Raw genomic sequence first — 23,060 nt, 5'->3', positions numbered from 1 at the left:
AAATCCACTGCCAGAGCACATGCAGTCAGCAATGATGCAACGGCGACGCTGACAAGAGGATTTCAAGGTGGCAAAAAGGGGGCCAAGCCCCCTTTTTGCGTGCCGAGTCGACGCTAAGCGTCAGTTACTCAGGCTTCAGCAGCCGGTGCAGCTGCTTCTTCTGCGAACACTTCGGTGCCGCCGGCAACATTGTTGCGACCACGGATAACGGCGTCAGCCATCGAACCCATGTACAGCTGGATGGCGCGAATGGCGTCATCGTTGCCTGGGATGATGTAGTCAACGCCTTCCGGGCTGCTGTTGGTATCGACAACGCCGATGACCGGGATGCCCAGCTTGTTGGCTTCGGTGATAGCGATGCGCTCGTGGTCAACGTCGATCACGAACAGGGCATCAGGCAGGCCGCCCATGTCCTTGATACCACCCAGGCTGCGATCCAGTTTTTCCAGATCGCGGCTGCGCATCAGCGCTTCTTTCTTGGTCAGCTTGGTGAAAGTACCATCTTCGGCCTGGGTTTCCAGGTCGCGCAGACGCTTGATCGAAGCACGGATGGTCTTGTAGTTGGTCAGCATGCCGCCCAACCAGCGGTGATCGACGTACGGCGAACCGCAACGTGCTGCTTCTTCAGCAACGATCTTGCCAGCGGAACGCTTGGTGCCGACGAACAGAATCTTGTTTTTGCCCTGGGCCAGACGCTCTACGAAGGTCAGTGCCTCGTTGAACATTGGCAGGGTTTTTTCAAGGTTGATGATGTGAATCTTGTTGCGCGCGCCGAAAATGTATTTACCCATTTTCGGATTCCAGTAACGGGTTTGGTGACCGAAGTGCACACCGGCCTTCAGCATATCGCGCATGTTGACTTGGGACATGATAGTTCCTTGATAAGTCGGGTTGGGCCTCCACGTATCCCAATGACCAACCCCGGATTCGAGAATCAGGAGCACCCAGGCCATCGTGTCGACACGTGTGTGGGTTTGAGCTGACGGGGCTATCCCCGAAAGCGGCGCATTTTATACCACACAAGTGGGCCGAGAGAAACCGGAAAAAACAATCGAGCCCAGAGACTTGCGCGCGAGGGGCCCAGGCCCGTGAACATAAAAAGAGGCAAAGCCCGCCAGCCCAAGCCCCAGCCAGCCGCCGCGCTCTGCTAGAATCGCGACTTTCCCGTTTATCTGCGCCTGCGCGCGCCGTGTAGAGAGCCTGCAATGACCGTCAACATCAAAACCGCCGAAGACATCGAAAAGATGCGCGTCGCCGGCCGCCTGGCCGCTGAAGTCCTGGAGATGATCGAAGAGCACGTCAAACCCGGCGTGACCACCGAAACCCTCGACCGCCTGTGCCACGACTATATCGTCAACGTGCAGGGCGCGATCCCGGCGCCGCTCAACTACAAGGGCTTCCCCAAGTCGATCTGCACCTCGGTCAACCACGTGGTGTGCCACGGCATCCCCGGCGACAAGCCGCTCAAGGATGGCGACACCCTGAACATCGACGTGACCGTGATCAAGGACGGCTACCACGGCGACACCAGCCGCATGTTCCACGTCGGCAACGTGCCGGTCTGGGCCGAGCGCCTGTCGCAGGTCACCCAGGAATGCATGTACAAGGCCATCGAGCTGGTCAAGCCGGGCTGCCGCCTGGGCGACATCGGCGAAGTGATCCAGAAGCATGCCGAAAAGAACGGCTTTTCGGTGGTGCGCGAGTTCTGCGGCCACGGCATCGGCAAGGTGTTCCACGAAGAGCCGCAGATCCTGCACTACGGCCGCGCCGGCACCGGCATGGAACTCAAGGAAGGCATGACCTTCACCATCGAGCCGATGATCAACCAGGGCAAGGCCGACACCAAGGTACTGGGCGACGGCTGGACTGCCATCACCAAGGACCGCAAGCTCTCGGCACAGTGGGAACACACCCTGGTGGTCACTGCCAGCGGCTACGAGATCTTCACCCTGCGCAAAGACGACACCATCCCTCGCACTTCGGCCTGACCCGACAGGAACGCTAATCGATGCCCCAGGTGGATCCCGAGCTGTTCGACCGCGGCCAGTTCCAGGCGGAACTGGCTCTCAAGGCCAGCCCTATCGCGGCCTTCAAGAAAGCCATCCGCCAGGCCGGCGAGGTGCTCGACGGGCGCTTTCGCAGCGGCCGCGAGATCCGCCGGCTGATCGAGGACCGCGCCTGGTTCGTCGACAACATCCTGCACCAGGCCTGGCATCAGTTCGACTGGAGCGACGAGGCCGATATCGCCCTGATCGCGGTCGGCGGCTACGGGCGCGGCGAACTGCACCCCTACTCCGACATCGACCTGCTGATCCTGCTCGACAGCGCCGACCACGAGGTGTTTCGCGACTCCATCGAGCGTTTCCTGACCCTGCTCTGGGACATCGGCCTGGAAGTCGGCCAGAGCGTGCGCTCGGTAGATGAATGCGCCGAGCAGGCGCGGGCCGACCTCACGGTTGTCACCAACCTGATGGAAAGTCGCACCATTTGCGGCCCCGAGCGCCTGCGCCAGCGCATGCTCGAGGTCACCAGCACTGCCCACATGTGGCCAAGCAAGGAATTCTTCCTGGCCAAGCGCGCCGAGCAGAAGGCCCGGCACCACAAGTACAACGACACCGAATACAACCTGGAGCCCAACGTCAAGGGCTCGCCGGGCGGCCTGCGCGACATCCAGACCGTGCTGTGGGTGGCCCGCCGCCAGTACGGCACGCTCAACCTGCACGCGCTGGCCGGCGAAGGCTTTCTGCTCGAGAGCGAAAACAACCTGCTGGCCTCGTCCCAGGAATTCCTGTGGAAGGTGCGCTACGCCCTGCACATGCTGGCCGGGCGTGCCGAAGACCGCTTGCTGTTCGACCACCAGCGCAGCATCGCCGCGCTGCTGGGCTTTGCCGACGAGAACCCCAAGCGCGCCATCGAACAGTTCATGCAGCAGTACTACCGGGTGGTGATGAGCATTGCCGAGCTCAGTGACCTGATCATCCAGCACTTCGAGGAAGTGATCCTCGCCGATGACAGCTCCAGCAGCACGCAACCGCTGAACCCGCGCTTCCAGCTGCATGACGGTTACATCGAGGCGGTGCGCAGCAACGTGTTCAAGCGCACCCCGTTCGCGATGCTGGAGATCTTCGTGCTGATGGCCCAGCATCCGGAGATCAAGGGGGTGCGCGCCGATACCATCCGCCTGCTGCGCGAGCACCGGCACCTGATCGACGAAGCGTTTCGCAACGACATTCGCAACACCAGCCTGTTCATCGAGCTGTTCAAGTGCGAGATCGGCATCCATCGCAACCTGCGTCGCATGAACCGCTACGGCATCCTGGGGCGCTACCTGCCGGAGTTCGGCCTGATCATCGGGCAGATGCAGCACGACCTGTTCCACATCTATACGGTCGATGCGCACACCCTGAACCTGATCAAGCACCTGCGCAAACTGCAGTACACCCCGGTGTCGGAGAAATTCCCGCTGGCCAGCAAGCTCATGGGCCGCCTGCCCAAGCCCGAGCTGATCTACCTGGCCGGCCTGTACCACGACATCGGCAAGGGCCGCCAGGGCGATCACTCTGAACTGGGCGCGGTCGATGCGCAGGTGTTCTGCGACCGGCATCAACTGCCGGCCTGGGACAGCCGGCTGATCGTGTGGCTGGTGCAGAACCACCTGGTGATGTCGACCACCGCCCAGCGCAAGGACCTGTCCGACCCGCAGGTGATCCATGACTTCGCCCAGTTGGTGGGCGACCTGGTGCACCTGGACTACCTCTACGTGCTCACCGTGGCCGATATCAACGCAACCAACCCGAGCCTGTGGAACTCCTGGCGTGCCAGCCTGCTGCGCCAACTCTACACCGAGACCAAGCGCGCGCTGCGCCGCGGCCTGGAAAACCCGCTGGAGCGCGAAGAGCAGATCCGCCAGACCCAGAGCGCCGCACTCGACATCCTGGTGCGCGAGGGCACCGACCCGGACGACGTCGAACAGCTGTGGTCGCAACTGGGCGATGACTATTTCCTGCGCCACACCGCCGCGGACGTTGCCTGGCACTCCGACGCGATCCTGCAGCAGCCCGCCGATGGCGGCCCGCTGGTGCTGATCAAGGAGACCACCCAGCGCGAATTCGAGGGCGGCACGCAGATCTTCATCTATGCCCCCGACCAGCACGATTTCTTCGCCGTGACCGTGGCCGCGATGGACCAGCTCAACCTGAACATCCACGATGCACGCATCATCACCTCCAGCAGCCAGTTCACCCTCGACACCTATATCGTGCTCGACAATGATGGCGGCTCGATCGGTGACAACCCCCAGCGCATCAAGCAGATCCGCGAGGGCCTGACCGAGGCGCTGCGCAACCCCGACGACTACCCGACCATCATCCAGCGCCGGGTACCGCGCCAGCTCAAGCACTTCACCTTCGCGCCGCAGGTGACCATCCTCAACGATGCGCACCGCCCGGTGACCATCCTGGAGCTCAGCGCCCCCGATCGACCGGGCCTGCTGGCGCGTATCGGCAAGATCTTCCTGGAGTTCGACCTGTCGCTGCAGAACGCCAAGATCGCGACCCTGGGCGAACGGGTGGAAGACGTGTTCTTCATCACCGACGCCGACAACCAGCCGCTGTCCGACCCCGAACTGTGCCGTCGCCTGCAGGCCGCGATCGTCGAGCAATTGCGCGTCGACCAGGCCAGCGGCGTCGAGATGACCCGCCTCACCCTTTGAACGATTGACGAGACCCAGCGCCAATGAACAACGCTTTGAACCAGCTCCAGCCCTACCCGTTCGAGAAACTGCGTGCCCTGCTGGGTAGCGTGACGCCGGCCGCGGACAAGCGCGCCATCGCCCTGTCGATCGGCGAGCCCAAGCACGCCTCGCCGGCGTTCGTGGCCAAGGCGCTGGCCGACAACCTCGACAAGATGGCGGTGTACCCGACCACCCTGGGCCTGCCCGCGCTGCGCGAGAGCATCGCGCACTGGTGCGAGCGGCGTTTTGGCGTACCAGGCGGCTGGCTCGACGCCGCGCGCCATGTGCTGCCGGTCAATGGCACCCGCGAAGCGCTGTTCGCCTTTACCCAGGCCGTGGTCAATCGCGCTGAAGACGCACTGATCGTCAGCCCCAACCCGTTCTACCAGATCTACGAGGGCGCAGCGTTTCTGGCCGGCGCCCAGCCGCACTACCTGCCGTGCCTGGACAGCAACGGCTTCAACCCGGACTTCGACGCGGTGCCGGCCCAGATCTGGCAGCGCTGCCAGATCCTGTTCCTGTGCTCGCCAGGCAACCCGACCGGCGCGCTGGTGCCGCTGGACACTTTGAAAAAACTCATCGCCCTGGCCGACCAACACGATTTCGTGATTGCGGCCGACGAGTGCTACAGCGAGCTGTACTTCGACGAGCAAACCCCGCCGCCCGGCCTGCTCAGTGCCTGCGTCGAACTGGGCCGCAGCGACTTCAAGCGCTGCGTGGTGTTCCATAGTTTGTCCAAGCGCTCCAACCTGCCGGGCCTGCGCTCGGGCTTCGTGGCCGGTGACGCCGATGTGCTCAAGGCGTTCCTGCTGTACCGCACCTACCATGGCTGCGCCATGCCCGTGCAGACCCAGCTGGCGAGCATCGCGGCCTGGAACGACGAAGCCCACGTGCTGCAGAACCGCGACCTGTATCGCGAGAAATTCGACGCCGTGCTGGAGATCCTCGGGCCGGTGCTGGACGTGCAAAAGCCTGACGGCGGTTTCTACCTGTGGCCCAAGGTGAAGGGTGACGATGCACAGTTCTGCCGCGACCTGTTCGAGCAGCAGCACGTGACCGTGGTGCCGGGCTCCTACCTGTCACGTGAAGTCGACGGTGTGAATCCGGGGGCCGGGCGCGTGCGCCTGGCACTGGTTGCACCGCTGGCCGAATGTGTCGAAGCGGCGCAGCGCATCCGTGCATTCGTCGAAGGCTGAGGCCAGCGCCCAGACAGCCAGCGGATAGACTCGCAGCGCTGTCACACCCACACCTCCAGACCTGGGGCTGCCTTGCAAAGGGGCAGCCTCAGGCCGGCCAGCACTACATAACTACCGCCCGCACGCAGTGCCCCACCCGCAGACTCCAGGCTTCCAACCAAAGGAGTTTCGCATGTTCAGCCTCTACCTTCCCCGACCAGCCATCGCAATCGACCCGCACGCATCCTACGAGCTGGCAGTCACTGAAAACCCTCGCAACGCCGGCAGCACAGGCAGTGGTGGTCGTCGCAAGCGCTCACTGGGCGCCACTGGCAAGCTCTGGCTGCCAGGGCGTACGCTGACGGTGTCGTTCCTGAAGGTCAAAACCCCGTCACTGAAGTCGGACTTCTATGCCTTGGCTCGCCAATGGATCGATCTGTCCAACGCCAACCTGAACCTGGAGCTGGTGGACGATGACGACATGCAGGCCGACCTGCGGGTGGCGACGAATCCGGGAGCCTATTACAGCTGGGCGGCCTGCGGCACCGATGCCCTGAGCCCTGAACACGCCAACCTCCCGAACGTGAGCCTTGGCCTGACCAGTGAACACGAACTGTACCAATACAACGCGCTGCACGAGTTCGGTCACGTGTTCGGTGCCGACCACGAGCACCTGCACCCTGACGCCGACATCCCCTGGGACGAAGCCATGGTTATCAGTACCTACATGGCCGAGTGGAGCACCACCGAGCAAGACGTGCGCAGCAATTTTCTTGATAAACGCGAGGACGTCGGGCTGATCAAAACCGACTATGACACCAGCTCGGTAATGCACTACCCCGTCGAGCAGCGGTTCACGGTCGGCGACTGGGAATGCGGAATCAACAACGCACTCAGCGAGAAAGACTGCGAATTCATGCGCCTGGCCTACCCGCACGACTGACCAGGCGAACCGACCTCACGCCGGTGCAGATCCTCCAGCCACCGGGCCACGCCACTCATGGGATACGACGGGGCCGCCACGCGGCCCCGACGGTTTACCTGACCGGGCCCAGGTTGGCCTCGCTCATGTCCAGCTCGCCCAGCACCTGACGCACCACGTCATCGCCGATCTGGTGCTGACGGTGCAGCTTGTACAATTCCAGGCGCTGCGCCCGCAGCGCACGCAGGCGCAGGCGCCGCTCCAGCTGATCCATCTGCGCCGCCAGCGCCTGGGCCTCGGCACTGTCGTTGAAGGCGTCCAACTGCTGCCGGTATTCGGCCATCAGGCGTGCCTTCAATTCCGCGGCCAATGCCGCCTGGGCTGCATCCTGTGGCGCCCCCGGCTCCACCAGTTCCTCGGCCTCCAGCGCATGGATCGCCGCCTCGGCCGTGCGCCGCCAGGCCTCCTGGGCCTCGTGCAGCACTGCGTCGTCCGGGCTCTTCTGCACCCCGCGCAGCAGCAACGGCAACGCGATACAGGCCGATACCAGCGACAGCAGGATCACCCCCGCCGCAATGAAGATCAGCAGGTCGCGCTCGGGAAACGCCTGGCCGGCGCCGATCAGCAGCGGCACCGACATCACGCCCGCCAGGGTCACCGCCCCGCGCACGCCGCCCACGGTCAGCAGCCAGCAAGACCGTGCGTTGGGCACCAGCACCAGGTCTTCCTTGCCGCGCCAGCGCCGGATCACCCCGATCAGCCGCCAGATGCTCTGCACCCAGATGAACCGCAGCGCCAGCAACACCAGAAAGATCGCTACCACATCCAGACAACGGTAGAACAAGGTCGGCCACAGCGAGACCTCATGACTGGTCACCGCCTTGATGATGTCCGGCAACTGCAGGCCCAGCAGCAGGAAGATCAGGCCGTTGAAGGCGAACTCCAGCAGCGACCACACGCTGCGGTTGAGCAGTCGCGTGCTGGTCTGGCGCGGCAACAGGTCGAGCCAGCTCTGCATCATCCCAGCGGCCACCGCCGAGAGAATGCCTGAAGCGCCAAGGCGCTCGGCCAGCACATACGCGGCAAACGGCAACAGCAGCATGAACACCACATGGGTGGCCGGGTCGTCCCAGCCGCGCGCGATCATCCACATGCGCCCGCGCCCCACCAGCCAGCTCAGCGCCACGCCGATCGCCAGGCCGCCCAGGGCCACCAGCACGAAGGTCAGGCTGGCCTCGGTCAGCGAGAACACCCCGGTGATGGCCGCTGCCAGGGCGAACTTGAACGTCACCAGGCCCGACGCATCGTTCATCAATGCCTCACCCTGCAACATGTGCATCAGTGGCGTGGGCAGGCGGTCCTGAGTGATTGCCGACACCGCCACGGCATCGGTGGGCGACAGCACCGCCGCCAGCGCAAAAGCCACCGGCAAGGGAACGCTGGGCAGTATCCAGTGGATGAAGTAACCGGCACCGACCACGGTGAACAGCACCAGCCCCACCGCCAGGGTCAGGATCGGCCCGCGCAGGCGCCACAGCGCGCGCTTGGGCATGCGCCAGCCATCGGAGAACAGCAGCGGCGGCAGGAACAGAAACAGGAACAGCTCCGGGTCCAGTGCCACGTGCAGGCCCAGGGTCGGCCAGGCCAGCAACGCGCCGGCAGCGATCTGCACCAGCGGCAACGGTAGCGGGACCACCCGCCCGACCAGTTTCGAGACACTGACCAGCATCAACAGGATGAGGACGGTATAGGCTGACTGCATACGGCGTGTTTTTCCTTTTCGTTTTCACATACGCTCAAGGGCTGGCAGATGCGCCATTGAAACAACATGTTACCGGTTACGGGGCGTCGCCGGCCGCTGCACCTAAGTCGCAGAGGGCCCGGCAATCTGTAACACGATACTTCAAGGAACCCGTGCACCATGACCGATGCCTCCCACCACGATAGCCGTACCCGCGCCCTGCTGGTCATCGATGTACAGAACGATTTCATTCCGGGCGGCGCGTTGGCGGTGCCTGGCGGTGACCAGATCGTGCCGTTGATCAACCAGCTCGGCCGCCAGTTCCAGCGTGTGGTACTGGCCCAGGACTGGCACCCGGCCGGGCATGCCTCGTTCGCCTCGAGCCACTTGGGCAAAAAACCGTTCGAGGTCATCGAACTGTCATACGGCGCGCAGACACTCTGGCCCGACCACTGCCTACAAGGCAGTCAGGGCGCGCAGTTCCACCCGCAACTGGACATTGCCCACGCGCAATTGATCGTGCGCAAGGGCGGTAACCCAAGGGTCGACAGCTATTCGGCGTTCACCGAGGCCGACCAGCAAACCCCTACGGGCCTGGCCGGCTACCTGCGCGAGCAGGGCGTCGACACCCTGTACCTGTGCGGCCTGGCGCTGGACTTCTGTGTAGCCTGGTCGGCCCTGCACGCGCGCCGCGAGGGCTTCACCACCTTCGTGGTGCTCGATGCCTGCCGCGCCATCGATACCGACGGCTCGCAGGCCAGCGCCCTGGCGCAGATGCAGGCCGCCGGGGTGCAGTTCATCCAGGCGCAGCAACTGGGCGCCAGCAGCCGTGGCGCCCTGCCCGATGATGTCGCATAATCCAGCCCACCCATTCTTCGAGGAGTTTCGGGGCTGCTGCGGGATTACCCGTACGCCCTTGACGTTCAATGGCTTATATTCTTTTTGGCATCAAAGCCTGTGACACCATGAAGAAAGCCCGTACCTGGCTTGAAGAACAGCACATCCAGTACGACTTTCACGATTACAAGACCCAGGGCATCGACCGGGAGCACCTCGATCGCTGGTGCGACGAGCACGGCTGGGACGTGGTCCTGAACCGTGCGGGCACCACCTTCCGCAAGCTCGATGACGCGCAGAAGGCCAACCTCGACCAGGCCAAGGCCGTCGAGCTGATGCTGGCGCAACCCTCGATGATCAAGCGCCCGGTACTCGACCTGGGCGACAAGACCCTGGTCGGCTTCAAACCGGACCTGTACGCGGCAGCCGTGCGCTGAGCCGCGTCGCTTTCACTTAATTTCGCAAGAGGTATCTGCATGTCCACTTCCCTGTTCAGCCTGGCCTTCGGCGTCGGCACTCAAAACCGTCAAGGCGCCTGGCTGGAAGTCTTCTACGCGCAGCCACTGCTCAACCCGACCGCCGAGCTGGTCGCGGCCGTCGCCCCGATCCTGGGCTACGAAGGTGGCAACCAGGCCATCGCCTTCAGCAACGCGCAAGCCGCGCAACTGGCCGAGGCCCTCAAGGGCGTCGACGCTGCCCAGGCTGCCCTGCTGACCCGCCTGGCCGAAAGCAACAAGCCGCTGGTCGCCACCCTGCTCGCCGAAGACGCTACCCTGAGCTCCACGCCAGAGGCCTACCTGAAGCTGCACCTGCTGTCGCACCGCCTGGTCAAGCCGCACGGCCTGAGCCTGGCCGGCATCTTCCCGCTGCTGCCGAACGTGGCCTGGACCAGCCAGGGCGCCATCGACCTGGTCGAACTCGCCGAACAGCAACTCGAAGCCCGCCTCAAGGGCGAGCTGCTGGAAGTGTTCTCGGTGGACAAGTTCCCGAAAATGACCGACTACGTGGTGCCGACCGGTGTGCGTATCGCCGACAGCGCCCGCGTGCGCCTGGGTGCCTACATCGGCGAAGGCACCACCATCATGCACGAAGGCTTCGTCAACTTTAACGCCGGCACCGAAGGCCCGGGCATGATCGAAGGCCGCGTGTCGGCCGGCGTATTCGTCGGCAAGGGCTCGGACCTGGGCGGCGGCTGCTCGACCATGGGCACCCTGTCGGGCGGCGGCAACATCATCATCAAGGTCGGCGAAGGCTGCCTGATCGGCGCCAACGCCGGCATCGGCATCCCGCTGGGCGACCGCAACACCGTCGAGGCCGGCCTGTACATCACCGCGGGCACCAAGGTAAACCTGCTCGACGAGAACAACGAGCTGGTCAAGGTGGTCAAGGCCCGTGACCTGGCTGGCCAGACCGACCTGCTGTTCCGCCGCAATTCGCTCAACGGCGCTGTCGAGTGCAAGACTCACAAGTCGGCCATCGAACTGAACGAAGCGCTGCACGCCCACAACTAAGTGGTACGATCGGGTCTGGCCCTCTGCCAGACCCGATATCAGGCCCTATACATCATGTTCCAGCCCTCTCCCTGGCGCGCAGACTTCCCTGCCATCGCCGCCCTGCAACGCCAGCACCAGACCTACCTGGACAACGCGGCCACCACGCAGAAACCCCAAGCCCTGCTCGATGCCCTGAGCCACTATTACACCCATGGTGCCGCCAATGTGCACCGTGCCCAGCACCTGCCCGGTGCCCTCGCCACCCAGGCGTTCGAAGCCAGTCGCGAGAAGGTCGCTGCGTGGCTGAATGCCGCCGACGCGCAGCAGATCGTCTTCACCCACGGCGCCACTTCGGCGCTGAACCTGCTGGCCTACGGCCTGGAATGGCGCCTGGAGGCCGGCGACGAGATCGCCGTGAGCGCCCTGGAGCACCACGCCAACCTGCTGCCCTGGCAGCAGTTGGCCCAGCGCCGCAGCCTGAAGCTGGTGATCCTGCCGATCGATGCACAGGGCCATATCGACCTGGACGCGGCGCTGCAACTGATCGGCCCGCGTACCCGGGTGCTGGCCGTGAGCCAGTTGTCGAACGTGCTGGGTACCTGGCAGCCGCTGCAGCCACTGCTCGAACATGCCCGCGCCCAGGGCGCCCTGAGCGTGGTCGATGGCGCCCAGGGCGTGGTGCACGGCCGGCATGACGTGCAGCAACTGGGCTGCGACTTCTACGTGTTCTCCAGCCACAAGCTGTATGGCCCGGATGGCCTTGGTGTGCTCTATGGGCGCAGCGAGGCGCTGAGCCTGCTGCGCCACTGGCAGTTCGGTGGCGAGATGGTGCAACTGGCCGGCTACCAGCAGTCGAGCTTTCGCCCCGCCCCGCTGGGTTTTGAAGCCGGAACGCCGCCGATTGCCAGTGTGATCGGCCTGGGTGCGAGCCTGGACTACCTGGCCAGCCTGGACGGTGCGGCCGTGCTCGACCACGAAGCCGCCCTGCACCGCCATCTGCTGCGCGGCCTGCACGACCGTGAAGGGGTGCGCGTGCTGGGCGCGCCGGAACTGGCGCTGGCCAGTTTCGTCGTCGAGGGCGTGCACAACGCCGACCTCGCCCACCTGCTCACCGAGCAGGGAATCGCCGTGCGCGCCGGGCACCACTGCGCCATGCCGCTGGTCAACAGCCTCGGCCTGGACGGGGCCTTGCGTGTTTCGCTGGGGTTGTACAACGATTCCGACGACCTGGAGCGCCTATTCGGCGCCCTGGACCAGGCCCTGGATCTGCTGCGATGAGCCTGCCGAGCGCTGCACAGCAAGCGCTGAGCGCGTTCGAGCAGGCTGCCGGCTGGGAACAGCGCGCGCGCCTGCTGATGCAGTGGGGCGAGCGCCTGGCGCCGCTGAGCCCGGCGCAACAGTGCGAGGCTAACCGGGTACACGGCTGCGAGAGCCAGGTGTGGCTGGTGGCCGAGCTGCACGAGGGGTGCTGGCACTTCAATGCCGCCAGTGACGCGCGCCTGATCCGCGGCCTGCTGGCCTTGCTGCTGGTGCGCGTCGAAGGGCTGAGCAGTACCGACCTTCAGCAACTCGACCTGCCCGCCTGGTTCACCCAGCTGGGCCTGGGCCGTCAGCTTTCGCCTTCACGCAGCAACGGCCTGAACGCCGTGCTGCAACGCATGGCTCAGCTCGCTGCAGGCGCCTGAGCCAGCGCACGGTCGGCCGGGCGACGCTTGCCGCCCACCAGTTTTTCCACCGCCTTGCTCGCCGCGACCATGCCGAAGGTCGCGGTGACCATCATCACCGCGCCAAAGCCCCCCGAGCAGTCGAGCTTGACGCCATCCCCGACAAAGCTCTTCTGCAGGCAGATACCGCCGTCAGGCAGCGGGTAGCGCAACTGTTCGGTGGAGAACACACAAGGCACGCCGTAGTTGCGGCTGACATTGCGCGAGAATCCGTGGTCGCGACGCAGCGTGGAACGCACCTTGGACGCCAGCGGGTCATTCACCGTACGGTTCAGGTCCGCCACCTGGATCTGCGTGGGGTCCAGTTGCCCGCCGGCCCCGCCGGTGCTGATCACCTGGATCTTGCGCCGCTTGCACCAGGCGATCAGTGCGGCCTTGGCCATCACGCTGTCGATGCAGTCGATCACGCAATCGATATGGTCGGTAATGGTCTGGGCCAGGTTTTCACGCGTGACGAAATCCACCACCGCGTGCACCGTGCACGCGGGGTTGATCGCACGCAGGCGCTCGGCCATCACCTCGACCTTGGATTTACCGATGTTGCCCTGCATGGCATGCAACTGACGATTGGTATTGCTGACGCAAACGTCATCCAGGTCGAACAGCGAGATTTCGCCAACCCCACTGCGCGCCATGGCCTCGGCCGCCCACGAGCCGACACCGCCGATACCGACAACCGCCACATGCGCCGTGCGCAGGCGCTGCAAGCCCTGCTGGCCGTACAACCGGGCAACACCGGCAAAGCGTGGATCTTCTGTAGTCATGGCCGAACCCTGAAAAAACCGGCGCGCATTATAGGCCCCACAGCGCAGGATGACAGCCTGCAATAGACAGACCGTACGGCGCCGATTGGCCAGATCGGCGCCAACCCTGCTTTAATGTGTGAGGTCATCCCCGCCTGTTCCCCCCTTCGGAACCCGAACTATCTATGTCATCGCGTAAATTTGGTATCAACCTGGTGGTAGTCATGGCGATTGCTGCGCTGTTCACCGGGTTCTGGGCGCTGATCAACCGCCCGGTGTCCGCCCCCAACTGGCCGGAGCAGATCTCAGGCTTCTCGTATTCGCCGTTCCGCCTGGGACAAAGCCCGCAAAAGGCCCAGTACCCGAGCGAGGCTGAACTGCGCGAAGACCTCGAGCAGATGAGCAAGCTCACCGACAGCATCCGTATCTACACCGTGGAGGGCACACAGGCACTGATCCCGCGCCTGGCCGAAGAGTTCGGCCTGCGCGTGACCCTGGGCGTATGGATCAGCCCCGACCTTGAGCGCAACGAGCGCGAAATCGAAACCGCCATCCAACTGGCCAACACCTCGCGCAGCGTCGTGCGGGTGATGGTCGGCAACGAGGCGCTGTTTCGCGATGACGTTACCCCTCAGGCACTGATCGAGTACATGGACCGGGTGCGCGCCGCCGTCAAGGTGCCGGTGACCACCAGCGAGCAGTGGCATATCTGGAAAGAAAACCCGGAACTGGCCAGGCATGCCGACCTGATCGCCGCGCACATCCTGCCGTACTGGGAGTTCATCCCCATGAAGGACGCCGGACAGTTCGTGCTCGACCGTGCCCGCGACCTCAAGCAACTGTTCCCGCGCAAGCCGTTGCTGCTCTCGGAGGTCGGCTGGCCGAGCAATGGTCGACGCCGTTCGGACATCAACTCCAGCAACGACGCGCGCGAGCGCGGTGGCGCCGATGCCTCCCAGGCCGACCAGGCCATCTACCTGCGCACGCTGGTCAACACACTCAACCGGCGTGGCTACAACTACTTCGTGATCGAAGCCTACGACCAGCCCTGGAAGGCCAGCGACGAAGGTTCGGCCGGTGCCTACTGGGGCGTGTTCAACGCCAGCCGCCAGCAGAAGTTCAACTTCGAGGGCCCGGTGGTAGCCATCCCGCAATGGCGGGTGCTGGCGGTCGGCTCGGTGGTGCTGGCGATGCTCTCGCTGACCCTGCTGCTGATCGACGGCTCGGCGCTGCGACAGCGCGGGCGCACCTTCCTCACGTTCATCGCGTTCCTGTGCGGCTCGGTGCTGGTATGGATCGGCTATGACTACAGCCAGCAATACAGCACCTGGTTCAGCCTGACGGTGGGCTGCCTGCTGGCGCTGGGTGCACTCGGGGTGTTCATCGTGCTGCTCACCGAAGCCCATGAACTGGCCGAGGCCGTGTGGACGCACAAGCGCCGACGGCTGTTCCTGCCGGTGGAGGCCGACAGCGCATACCGACCGAAAGTGTCGGTGCATGTGCCGTGCTACAACGAACCGCCGGAAATGGTCAAACAGACGCTCAATGCGCTGGCAGCACTGGACTACCCCGACTACGAAGTGCTGATCATCGACAACAACACCAAGGACCCGGCGGTGTGGGAGCCGATCAAGGCGCACTGCGAACTGCTGGGCGAGCGCTTCAAGTTCTTCCACGTCGCGCCATTGGCCGGCTTCAAGGGCGGCGCGCTGAACTACCTGATCCCGCACACCGCCAAGGATGCCGAAGTGATTGCGGTGATCGACTCGGACTACTGCGTCGATCGCAACTGGCTCAAGCACATGGTGCCGCACTTCGCCGACCCGAAGATCGCCGTGGTGCAGTCGCCGCAGGACTACCGCGACCAGAACGAGAGCACCTTCAAGAAGCTCTGCTACGCCGAGTACAAGGGCTTCTTCCACATCGGCATGGTCACCCGCAACGACCGTGACGCGATCATCCAGCACGGCACCATGACCATGACCCGGCGCTCGGTGCTCGAAGAGCTGGGCTGGGCCGACTGGTGCATCTGCGAGGACGCCGAGCTTGGCCTGCGCGTGTTCGAGAAGGGGCTGTCGGCCGCCTACTCCCACGAGAGCTATGGCAAGGGCCTGATGCCCGACACCTTCATCGACTTCAAGAAGCAGCGCTTTCGCTGGGCCTATGGCGCGATCCAGATCATCAAGCGCCACACCGCCAGCCTGCTGCGCGGCAAGGACACCGAACTGACCCGTGGCCAGCGTTACCACTTCCTGGCGGGCTGGCTGCCGTGGGTGGCCGACGGCATGAACATCTTCTTCACCGTGGGTGCGCTGCTGTGGTCGGCGGCGATGATCATCGTGCCGCAGCGGGTCGATCCGCCGCTGCTGATCTTCGCAATCCCGCCGCTGGCACTGTTCGTGTTCAAGGTAGGCAAGATCGTGTTCCTGTACCGCCGCGCGGTGGGGGTCAACCTCAAGGATGCCTTCTCGGCGGCGCTGGCGGGGCTGGCGTTGTCGCACACCATCGCCAAGGCGGTGCTGTACGGCTTCTTCACCAGCAGCATTCCGTTCTTCCGCACCCCCAAGAACGCCGACAGCCATGGCGTGCTGGTGGCGCTGTCGGAGGCGCGCGAGGAACTGTTCATCATGTTGCTGCTGTGGGGCGCGGCGCTGGGGATCTTCCTGGTGCAGGGCCTGCCGAGCAATGACATGCGTTTCTGGGTGGCGATGCTGCTGGTGCAGTCGCTGCCTTACCTGGCGGCGCTGATCATGGCGCTGCTGTCGTCGCTGCCCAAGCCTGCGGATGCCACGCAGCCTGCGCCTGCGGCCTGATTAAACGCTTCGCTGGCAAGCCAGCTCCCACGGGGTCCTCGGCGTACCCGAATCCCTGTGGGAGCTGGCTTGCCAGCGAAGAGGCCCGGACAGACAGCACAGATCCACAGTCCCTTCCCCGCACTTTTGCTATAAGATAACGCCCCTTCTTTTTGCACCCCAGCCTTGTACCCCGGAGTCTTTCATGACGGCCCCAGCCGACCTCTCGCCTACCCTTGAACTGGCCTGCGACCTGATCCGTCGTCCTTCGGTGACGCCGCTCGACTTCGACTGCCAGAAACAGATGATGCAGCGCCTGGGCGATGCCGGCTTCATGCTCGAACCCATGCGCATCGAAGACGTCGACAACTTCTGGGCCACCCACGGCAGCGACGACGGCCCCGTGCTGTGCTTCGCCGGCCACACCGACGTGGTGCCCACCGGCCCCGTGCAGGCCTGGGCCAACGACCCGTTCGATGCCCTGATCGATGCCGACGGCATGCTCTGCGGGCGCGGCGCGGCCGACATGAAGGGCAGCCTGGCCGCCATGGTGGTGGCCACCGAACGCTTCGTCGCCGACTACCCCAACCACAAGGGCAAGGTCGCCTACCTGATCACCAGTGACGAGGAAGGCCCGGCCCACCACGGCACCAAGGCCGTGATCGAGCGCCTGGCCGCGCGCAACGAGCGCCTGGACTGGTGCATCGTCGGCGAGCCGTCGAGCACTACCCTGGTCGGTGACGTGGTCAAGAACGGCCGACGCGGCTCGCTCGGTGCCAGGCTCACCGTACGCGGCGTGCAGGGCCACGTGGCCTACCCGCACCTGGCGAAGAACCCGATCCACCTGGCCGCCCCGGCCCTGGCCGAACTGGCTGCCGAGCACTGGGACGAAGGCAACGCATTCTTCCCGCCGACCAGCTTCCAGATCTCCAATCTCAATTCCGGCACCGGCGCCACCAACGTGGTACCGGGCGAGCTGAGCGCGCTGTTCAACTTCCGCTTCTCCACTGAATCGACCGTTGAAGGCCTGCAGGCACGCGTGGCGACCATCCTCGACAAGCATGGGCTGGACTGGCAGGTAGACTGGGCACTGTCGGGCCTGCCGTTCCTCACCGAGCCGGGCGAACTGCTCGACGCCGTCTCGGCCAGCATCAAGGCGGTGACCGGTCGCGACACCCAGGCCTCCACCAGCGGCGGCACCTCGGACGGGCGCTTCATCGCCACCCTGGGTACCCAGGTGGTCGAGCTGGGCCCGGTCAATGCCACGATTCACCAGGTCAACGAGCGGGTGCTGGCCAGCGACCTCGACGTGCTGACCGAGATCTACTACCAGACCCTGACCCGGCTGCTTGCCTGATGCTCATCTGCCCGATCTGCAGCGCTGCACTCAGCACCCTGGACAACGGTGTCGGCTGCCCGGCCGGGCACCGTTTCGACCGTGCGCGCCAGGGTTACCTGAACCTGTTGCCGGTGCAACACAAGAACAGCCGCGACCCCGGTGACAACCAGGCGATGGTCGAGGCGCGCCGCGACTTTCTCAACGCCGGGCACTATGCTCCGGTGGCACGCCGCCTGGCCGAGCTTGCCGCCGAACGCGCCGCCGCACGCTGGCTCGACATCGGCTGCGGCGAGGGTTACTACACCGCGCAACTGGCCGACGCGCTGCCCGAGGCTGACGGCTATGCGCTGGACATCTCGCGCGAGGCGGTCAAGCGTGCGTGCCGACGCAACCCGGCGCTGACCTGGCTGGTGGCGAGCATGGCGCGCGTACCGCTGGCCGATGCCAGCTGCCAATTCCTGGCCAGCGTGTTCAGCCCGCTCGACTGGCAGGAGGCCAGGCGCCTGCTCAGCCCTGGCGGCGGCCTGATGCGCGTCGGCCCCACCCGCGGCCACCTGATGGAGCTGCGCGAGCAGCTCTATGATGAAGTGCGCGACTATGCCGATGACAAGCACCTGGCCCTGGTGCCCGAAGGCATGCAACACGCCCACAGCGAAGTGCTGAGCTTTGGCCTGAGCCTGGCGGCCCCGGCCGACCGGGCCAACCTGCTGGCCATGACCCCACATGGCTGGCGGGCCAGCGCCGACAAGCGCGCTGCCGTCATCGACCAGGCCGAACCTTTAGAGGTCACGGTGTCCATGCGTTACGATTACTTTGTGCTGCAAGACTGAGCCGCACCCGGAGAGCCCCATGCGCCAACCCGATATCGAGATTTACCTGAAGGACGCCGACGTCGATCACAAGCAGATCGCCGCCTGGCTGGGCGAGGCCCTTGGCCCGTGCAGCGACTGGCAGCAGAAAGGCCAGACCTACAAGTGCACCGCCGGTAGCGTGCCTGTTACCTGGTTGCCCAAGGCCGTAGGCAAGTGGAACAGCCTGTACCTGGAGAGCGACCAGACCCCATGGGAAGACGACATCGCCTGCGCCCGCGCCGCGTTTGCCGCGCTCAACGTCGAAGTGCGTTGCGCCCCGGGCAGCTGGGTGGAAGAGGAAGGCGAGGAAGACGCCGACCGCTGGATTCGCGTCAGTGCCGACGGCGAGGAAGAGATCACCTGGCGCACGCAATAGACGGCGCTGGCTGCAAGCTGCAAGTGAGCACGGTCAACTTGCAGCTTGCAGCTGATAGCTTGCCGCTTTAGAGCCCCACTACATCTTCAGCCTGCAAGCCCTTCTGCCCCTCGGTCAGGTTGTATTCAACCTGTTGCCCCTCAAGCAGGGTGCGATGCCCTTCACCGCGGATTGCGCGGTAATGCACGAACACGTCAGCCCCGCCTTCACGCTGAATGAAGCCATAGCCCTTGGCGTCATTGAACCACTTCACACTTCCAGTCTCACGAGACGACATCTGAACTACTCCGGATTTTTATTTTGGAATCGCCTTGTCGACAGGGCCTCACCAGGCACCTGCCTACGCCGCTTGCGGATTTATCCTGCAAGCGGCGGACCGACTATAACGCAGCCATTCATTAATTTTTATGACCCGGCCGCTTTTTGCTGAACTTGCGCGGATACGGCACACTAACCGTCCGAGCCAGTACTCGCCTCTCATCACCCAGGGCACCTACCGAATGACCCGATCCCCCTTGCGCCGCCTGATCTTCGGCGCCCTGCGTCGTCTGCTGTACCTGTGGGTGCGCTCCGAGACCATCAACCCGTCCTCCTTTTCGCTGAACCTGGACCGCAGCCGTCCGGTGTTCTATGTGCTGCAGTCGCCCGCGCTCACAGACCTGGCCGTGCTCGATCGCGAATGCACCAAAGCCGGGCTGCCACGCCCGGTGCTGCCCGTTTCGGTGGGCCCACTGATGGAGCCTGCGGCGTTCTTCTACCTCACCCCCGAGCCCGACTGGCTTGGCCGCCACGACAAGCGCGGTGCGCCGCCGACGTTGACGCGCCTGGTCGACCTGATCAGCCAGCATGCCGAGCAGGACGCGCAGATCATTCCGGTCAGCGTGTTCTGGGGCCAGTCGCCGGCCAGCGAGTCCAGCCCGTGGAAGCTGCTGTTCGCCGACAGCTGGGCCGTCACCGGGCGCCTGCGACGCCTGCTCACCGTGCTGATCCTGGGGCGCAAGACCCGCGTGCAGTTCTCGGCGCCCATCCACCTGCGCGAGCTGGTCGACCACAACAAGGGCCACGAGCGCACCGTGCGCATGGCCCAGCGCCTGCTGCGGGTGCACTTTCGCAACCTCAAGACCGCCGTCATCGGCCCCGACATCTCGCACCGACGCAACCTGGTCAAGGGCCTGGTCCACGACCCGCTGGTACGCCAGGCCATCAGCGACGAAGCCGAGCGCGAGAAGATCCCGCTGGCCAAGGCCGAAGCCCTGGCCCTGCGCTACGGCAACGAGATCGCCTCGGACTACACCTACACCGCCATCCGCTTCCTGGAAGTGGTGCTGAGCTGGTTCTGGAACAAGATCTACGACGGCATCAAGGTCAACCATATCGAACAGGTGCAAGGCATCGCCCCCGGCCACGAAGTGATCTACGTGCCGTGCCATCGCAGCCACATCGACTACCTGCTGCTGTCCTACCTGCTGTTTCGCAACGGCCTGACGCCGCCGCACATCGCCGCCGGGATCAACCTCAACATGCCGGTGATCGGCAGCCTGCTGCGCAGGGGCGGTGCATTCTTCATGCGCCGTACCTTCAAGGGCAACCCGCTGTACACCGCAGTGTTCAACGAGTACCTGCACACCCTGTTCACCAAGGGTTTCCCCGTGGAGTACTTCGTCGAGGGCGGGCGCTCACGCACCGGGCGCATGCTGCAGCCCAAGACCGGCATGCTGGCGATCACCCTGCGCAGTTTTCTGCGCTCCTCGCGCACCCCGATCGTGTTCGTGCCGGTGTACATCGGCTACGAGCGCGTGCTCGAGGGCCGCACCTACCTGGGCGAACTGCGCGGGGCGAGCAAGAAAAAGGAATCGATCTTCGACATCTTCAAGGTCATTGGCGCGCTCAAGCAGCGCTTCGGCCAGGTCGCGGTGAACTTCGGCGAACCGATCCGCCTGGCCAGCTTCCTCGACCAGCAGCAACCGGGCTGGCGCGAACAGGAGCACGGCCCGCAGTTCCGCCCGGCCTGGCTCAACGAAACCACCTCGCGCCTGGGTGCAAAGGTCGCCCGGCACCTGAACGAAGCGGCAGCGATCAACCCGGTCAACCTGGTGGCCCTGGCGCTGCTGTCCACCAGCCGCCTGGCGCTGGACGAACGCGCGCTGGCGCGGGTGCTGGACCTGTACCTGGCGCTGCTGCGCCATGTGCCTTACTCGGCGCACACCACACTGCCCGAAGGCGACGGCCTGGCCCTGATCAGCCATGTGCGCGGCATGGACCTGCTGGCCGAGCAACAGGACGCACTGGGGCGCATCCTGTACCTGGACGAAAACAACGCGGTACTGATGACCTACTACCGCAACAACGTATTGCACATCTTCGCCCTGCCGGCGTTGCTGGCAAGCTTCTTCCAGAGCAGTTCGCGGATCAGCCGCGACCTGATCGGCAAGTACACCCATGCGCTGTACCCGTACCTGCAGTCGGAACTGTTCATACGCTGGGACGCGAACGAGCTGGATGGCGTGATCGACCAATGGCTGGAGGCGTTCGTCGAACAGGGCCTGCTGCGTTACGAGAACGGCGTGTACCTGCGCCCGGCACCGAGTTCGCGCCAGTTCGTGCTGTTGACCCTGCTGGCGCGGGCCATCACCCAGACCCTGCAGCGCTTCTACATGGCCACCGCCCTGCTGCTCAACAGCGGCCAGCACACCCTGAGCGCCGAAGAGCTGGAAGACCTGTGTGTGGTCATGGCCCAGCGCCTGTCGATCCTGCATGGCCTGAATGCCCCGGAGTTCTTCGACAAGAGCCTGTTCCGCCACTTTATCCAGACCCAGATCGAGCAGGGCGTATTGCGCCCGGATGCGGCCGGCAAGCTCGGCTACCATGAAAAACTGAGCGAGCTGGCCGAGGGCGCCGCCAAGCGCGTGCTTTCGGCGGAGGTGCGCCTGTCGATTCGCCAGGTGGCCCTGCAGCGCAGCGAAGAAATCATTGAACACGCTTCAGAAGAGGCCTGATTGGAGAAGCTGATGAAAACATTGACCCTGGCTGTGCTGGGCAGCCTGCTGGCTGCCTGCAGCAGCATCCCGGCACCGTCCAAGGCCAGCCTGGACGGCGAAGTGTACTACCTGCAACGCATCGCCCTGCCACCGGCGGCCACCTTGAGTGTGAGCCTGCAGGACGTGTCGCTGGCCGATGCCCCGGCCGTGACCCTGGCCAACCAGCGTGGCCCGGTCAAGGGCCAGGTGCCGCTGGCCTTCCACCTCAGCTACGACCCGGCGCAGGTCAAGCCGGGCCATCGCTATGCCGTGAGCGCACGCATCGAACTGGACGGCGAGCTATTGTTCATCACTACCGAGCACCACGGCGTGCAGCTCGACGGCACCGATACGCAACCTGTGCGGATCAAGCTCGACGCGGTTCGCTGAACCTGTTTTTTTGCCCCTGGATAAGGATGCTGCCATGTTGCGCCCTGCTCTAACCTTTACCGGCCTGTGTGCCGGCCTGCTGTTGTCGGCCAGTGCACTGGCCCTGTCGTTGAGTGACCTGTCGCAGAAAGACGCCTCGGGCGGCCTGAAAGACGCCCTGACCCAGGGTGCGCAGATTGCAGTCAAGCAACTGGGTACCCCGGGGGGCTTCAGCAATAACCCGGACGTGCGCATCGAATTGCCGGGCAACCTCGGCAAGGCGGCCAAGGCCATGAAGAAATTCGGCATGGGCGCGCAGGTCGACCAGCTGGAAGCGAGCATGAACAAGGCTGCCGAGGCGGCGGTACCGCAGGCCCAGGCGCTGCTGGTGGATGCGGTGAAGAAGATGACCGTGGCCGATGCCAAGAGCATCCTGAGCGGCGGCGATGACTCCGCCACCCAGTACCTGAGCAAGACCAGCCGCGAGCAGATCCGCGCCAAGTTCCTGCCGATCGTCAAGCAGGCCACCGACCAGGTCGGGCTGGCCAAGCAGTACAACAGCTTTGCCGGTCAGGCATCGTCGATGGGCTTGCTGGACAGCAAGAATGCCAACGTCGAGGGGTATGTGACCGAGCAGGCGCTCAACGGCCTGTTCGAGATGATCGGCAAGCAGGAAGCGACGATCCGCGAGAACCCGGCGGCTGCGGCAACGAGCCTGGCCAAGAAGGTCTTCGGCGCCCTCTAGGGCCTTTGGGGCCGCTATGCGGCCCATTCGCTGGCAAGCCAGCTCCCACAGGTACACCACTGTTCTTGAGGCAAGTGGTGTACCTGTGGGAGCCCGCCAGGTCGCTTCGGTTTGAGCTGCGATCGTTGCGTTACAGCGTCAATCGAGGCTCAATCGAATGCACATTCGGCCGGGTTGGATTGCAAGCAGATGTTGTCTCTCCAT

At 64.5% G+C, this 23,060-nt stretch carries 20 protein-coding genes; 16 read left to right on the top strand and 4 right to left on the bottom strand.

Translation table 11 applies throughout. From position 1 onward, the window contains the following. Positions 1–128: 128 nt before the first annotated feature. Positions 129–869 carry a 30S ribosomal protein S2 gene (rpsB, locus tag KUO17_RS18405; protein ID WP_163940218.1) on the bottom strand — a complete coding sequence of 247 codons (741 nt, stop codon included), beginning with the start codon at positions 867–869 and terminating at the stop codon, positions 129–131. Positions 870–1,205: 336 nt separating this feature from the next. Here rpsB and map point away from each other — a divergent pair, with 336 nt between their 5' ends. The 4 genes from map (at position 1,206) to KUO17_RS18385 (ending at position 6,850) form a co-directional block, all read left to right on the top strand. Then, on the top strand, positions 1,206–1,988 hold the full coding sequence (map, locus tag KUO17_RS18400) for a type I methionyl aminopeptidase (protein WP_217976958.1): 783 nt from the start codon (positions 1,206–1,208) through the stop codon (positions 1,986–1,988). A gap of 20 nt (positions 1,989–2,008) precedes the next feature. After that, a complete protein-coding gene (locus KUO17_RS18395; protein ID WP_217976957.1) occupies positions 2,009–4,711 on the top strand; it encodes a [protein-PII] uridylyltransferase in 2,703 nt (900 codons plus the stop codon). 23 nt (positions 4,712–4,734) lie between these two features. Beyond that, on the top strand, positions 4,735–5,928 hold the full coding sequence (gene dapC, locus KUO17_RS18390) for a succinyldiaminopimelate transaminase (protein ID WP_217976956.1): 1,194 nt from the start codon (positions 4,735–4,737) through the stop codon (positions 5,926–5,928). Between the two features lie 172 nt (positions 5,929–6,100). Further along, complete coding sequence (locus tag KUO17_RS18385; protein WP_217976955.1) at positions 6,101–6,850, top strand: M12 family metallopeptidase; 750 nt, start codon at positions 6,101–6,103, stop codon at positions 6,848–6,850. A gap of 94 nt (positions 6,851–6,944) precedes the next feature. On the opposite strand, the gene KUO17_RS18380 is transcribed toward KUO17_RS18385, so the two are convergent. Further along, entirely contained in the window at positions 6,945–8,591 is a 1,647-nt protein-coding gene (locus tag KUO17_RS18380; protein WP_217976954.1) for a Na+/H+ antiporter, read from the bottom strand. A gap of 159 nt (positions 8,592–8,750) precedes the next feature. Here KUO17_RS18380 and pncA point away from each other — a divergent pair, with 159 nt between their 5' ends. The 5 genes from pncA (at position 8,751) to KUO17_RS18355 (ending at position 12,585) form a co-directional block, all read left to right on the top strand. Then, positions 8,751–9,428: a bifunctional nicotinamidase/pyrazinamidase gene (gene pncA, locus KUO17_RS18375; protein ID WP_217976953.1), complete on the top strand. Its 678-nt coding sequence runs from the start codon at positions 8,751–8,753 to the stop codon at positions 9,426–9,428. A 68-nt stretch (positions 9,429–9,496) separates the two neighbouring features. After that, positions 9,497–9,844 carry an ArsC family reductase gene (locus KUO17_RS18370; RefSeq protein ID WP_217976952.1) on the top strand — a complete coding sequence of 116 codons (348 nt, stop codon included), beginning with the start codon at positions 9,497–9,499 and terminating at the stop codon, positions 9,842–9,844. A 39-nt stretch (positions 9,845–9,883) separates the two neighbouring features. Continuing rightward, entirely contained in the window at positions 9,884–10,918 is a 1,035-nt protein-coding gene (gene dapD, locus KUO17_RS18365) for a 2,3,4,5-tetrahydropyridine-2,6-dicarboxylate N-succinyltransferase (protein ID WP_217976951.1), read from the top strand. A 54-nt stretch (positions 10,919–10,972) separates the two neighbouring features. Beyond that, complete coding sequence (locus tag KUO17_RS18360; protein ID WP_217976950.1) at positions 10,973–12,178, top strand: cysteine desulfurase; 1,206 nt, start codon at positions 10,973–10,975, stop codon at positions 12,176–12,178. Further along, on the top strand, positions 12,175–12,585 hold the full coding sequence (locus tag KUO17_RS18355; RefSeq protein ID WP_217976949.1) for a SufE family protein: 411 nt from the start codon (positions 12,175–12,177) through the stop codon (positions 12,583–12,585). The genes KUO17_RS18360 and KUO17_RS18355 overlap by 4 nt, the downstream gene beginning before the upstream one ends. Here the strand turns inward: KUO17_RS18355 and tcdA are convergent. Next, positions 12,564–13,388 carry a tRNA cyclic N6-threonylcarbamoyladenosine(37) synthase TcdA gene (gene tcdA, locus KUO17_RS18350; protein ID WP_217976948.1) on the bottom strand — a complete coding sequence of 275 codons (825 nt, stop codon included), beginning with the start codon at positions 13,386–13,388 and terminating at the stop codon, positions 12,564–12,566. The two genes, KUO17_RS18355 and tcdA, sit on opposite strands and share 22 nt — an antisense overlap. A gap of 164 nt (positions 13,389–13,552) precedes the next feature. On the opposite strand from tcdA, the gene KUO17_RS18345 reads away from it, so the two are divergent. The 4 genes from KUO17_RS18345 (at position 13,553) to KUO17_RS18330 (ending at position 18,725) form a co-directional block, all read left to right on the top strand. After that, complete coding sequence (locus KUO17_RS18345) at positions 13,553–16,180, top strand: glycosyltransferase (protein ID WP_217976947.1); 2,628 nt, start codon at positions 13,553–13,555, stop codon at positions 16,178–16,180. A 184-nt stretch (positions 16,181–16,364) separates the two neighbouring features. Beyond that, entirely contained in the window at positions 16,365–17,516 is a 1,152-nt protein-coding gene (dapE, locus tag KUO17_RS18340) for a succinyl-diaminopimelate desuccinylase (RefSeq protein ID WP_217976946.1), read from the top strand. Beyond that, positions 17,516–18,328, top strand: coding sequence for a putative RNA methyltransferase (locus tag KUO17_RS18335; RefSeq protein WP_217976945.1), 813 nt, complete (start codon positions 17,516–17,518; stop codon positions 18,326–18,328). Before dapE ends, KUO17_RS18335 begins: the two co-directional genes overlap by 1 nt. A 19-nt stretch (positions 18,329–18,347) precedes the next feature. Continuing rightward, positions 18,348–18,725, top strand: coding sequence for a hypothetical protein (locus KUO17_RS18330; protein ID WP_217976944.1), 378 nt, complete (start codon positions 18,348–18,350; stop codon positions 18,723–18,725). A gap of 67 nt (positions 18,726–18,792) precedes the next feature. Here the strand turns inward: KUO17_RS18330 and KUO17_RS18325 are convergent, their stop codons facing one another. Then, on the bottom strand, positions 18,793–19,002 hold the full coding sequence (locus tag KUO17_RS18325) for a cold-shock protein (protein WP_217976943.1): 210 nt from the start codon (positions 19,000–19,002) through the stop codon (positions 18,793–18,795). A gap of 223 nt (positions 19,003–19,225) precedes the next feature. Between KUO17_RS18325 and plsB the strand changes: the two genes are divergently transcribed. The 3 genes from plsB to KUO17_RS18310 are packed head-to-tail and all read left to right on the top strand — an operon-like array spanning position 19,226 to position 22,856. Next, positions 19,226–21,721, top strand: coding sequence for a glycerol-3-phosphate 1-O-acyltransferase PlsB (gene plsB / locus KUO17_RS18320; RefSeq protein ID WP_217976942.1), 2,496 nt, complete (start codon positions 19,226–19,228; stop codon positions 21,719–21,721). 12 nt (positions 21,722–21,733) lie between these two features. Further along, positions 21,734–22,132: a YbaY family lipoprotein gene (locus tag KUO17_RS18315; RefSeq protein WP_217976941.1), complete on the top strand. Its 399-nt coding sequence runs from the start codon at positions 21,734–21,736 to the stop codon at positions 22,130–22,132. Positions 22,133–22,166: 34 nt separating this feature from the next. After that, positions 22,167–22,856 (top strand): DUF4197 domain-containing protein, encoded by a 690-nt coding sequence (locus tag KUO17_RS18310; protein ID WP_217976940.1) that lies wholly within the window; start codon positions 22,167–22,169, stop codon positions 22,854–22,856. The last annotated feature ends 204 nt before the right edge of the window (positions 22,857–23,060 follow it).

The sequence above is a fragment of the Pseudomonas aegrilactucae genome, assembly GCF_019168305.1.
In the GTDB taxonomy this organism is placed as follows: domain Bacteria; phylum Pseudomonadota; class Gammaproteobacteria; order Pseudomonadales; family Pseudomonadaceae; genus Aquipseudomonas; species Aquipseudomonas aegrilactucae.
This window is presented reverse-complemented; position numbering and strand designations above follow the sequence as displayed.

Excerpts from the sequence above, each read along its gene's own strand:
- rpsB (WP_163940218.1), bottom strand. The coding sequence starts at position 869 with ATGTCCCAAGTCAACATGCGCGATATGCTGAAGGCCGGTGTGCACTTC.
- map (WP_217976958.1), top strand. The coding sequence starts at position 1,206 with ATGACCGTCAACATCAAAACCGCCGAAGACATCGAAAAGATGCGCGTC.
- KUO17_RS18395 (WP_217976957.1), top strand. The coding sequence starts at position 2,009 with ATGCCCCAGGTGGATCCCGAGCTGTTCGACCGCGGCCAGTTCCAGGCG.
- dapC (WP_217976956.1), top strand. The coding sequence starts at position 4,735 with ATGAACAACGCTTTGAACCAGCTCCAGCCCTACCCGTTCGAGAAACTG.
- KUO17_RS18385 (WP_217976955.1), top strand. The coding sequence starts at position 6,101 with ATGTTCAGCCTCTACCTTCCCCGACCAGCCATCGCAATCGACCCGCAC.
- KUO17_RS18380 (WP_217976954.1), bottom strand. The coding sequence starts at position 8,591 with ATGCAGTCAGCCTATACCGTCCTCATCCTGTTGATGCTGGTCAGTGTC.
- pncA (WP_217976953.1), top strand. The coding sequence starts at position 8,751 with ATGACCGATGCCTCCCACCACGATAGCCGTACCCGCGCCCTGCTGGTC.
- KUO17_RS18370 (WP_217976952.1), top strand. The coding sequence starts at position 9,497 with ATGGCTTATATTCTTTTTGGCATCAAAGCCTGTGACACCATGAAGAAA.
- dapD (WP_217976951.1), top strand. The coding sequence starts at position 9,884 with ATGTCCACTTCCCTGTTCAGCCTGGCCTTCGGCGTCGGCACTCAAAAC.
- KUO17_RS18360 (WP_217976950.1), top strand. The coding sequence starts at position 10,973 with ATGTTCCAGCCCTCTCCCTGGCGCGCAGACTTCCCTGCCATCGCCGCC.
- KUO17_RS18355 (WP_217976949.1), top strand. The coding sequence starts at position 12,175 with ATGAGCCTGCCGAGCGCTGCACAGCAAGCGCTGAGCGCGTTCGAGCAG.
- tcdA (WP_217976948.1), bottom strand. The coding sequence starts at position 13,388 with ATGACTACAGAAGATCCACGCTTTGCCGGTGTTGCCCGGTTGTACGGC.
- KUO17_RS18345 (WP_217976947.1), top strand. The coding sequence starts at position 13,553 with ATGTCATCGCGTAAATTTGGTATCAACCTGGTGGTAGTCATGGCGATT.
- dapE (WP_217976946.1), top strand. The coding sequence starts at position 16,365 with ATGACGGCCCCAGCCGACCTCTCGCCTACCCTTGAACTGGCCTGCGAC.
- KUO17_RS18335 (WP_217976945.1), top strand. The coding sequence starts at position 17,516 with ATGCTCATCTGCCCGATCTGCAGCGCTGCACTCAGCACCCTGGACAAC.
- KUO17_RS18330 (WP_217976944.1), top strand. The coding sequence starts at position 18,348 with ATGCGCCAACCCGATATCGAGATTTACCTGAAGGACGCCGACGTCGAT.
- KUO17_RS18325 (WP_217976943.1), bottom strand. The coding sequence starts at position 19,002 with ATGTCGTCTCGTGAGACTGGAAGTGTGAAGTGGTTCAATGACGCCAAG.
- plsB (WP_217976942.1), top strand. The coding sequence starts at position 19,226 with ATGACCCGATCCCCCTTGCGCCGCCTGATCTTCGGCGCCCTGCGTCGT.
- KUO17_RS18315 (WP_217976941.1), top strand. The coding sequence starts at position 21,734 with ATGAAAACATTGACCCTGGCTGTGCTGGGCAGCCTGCTGGCTGCCTGC.
- KUO17_RS18310 (WP_217976940.1), top strand. The coding sequence starts at position 22,167 with ATGTTGCGCCCTGCTCTAACCTTTACCGGCCTGTGTGCCGGCCTGCTG.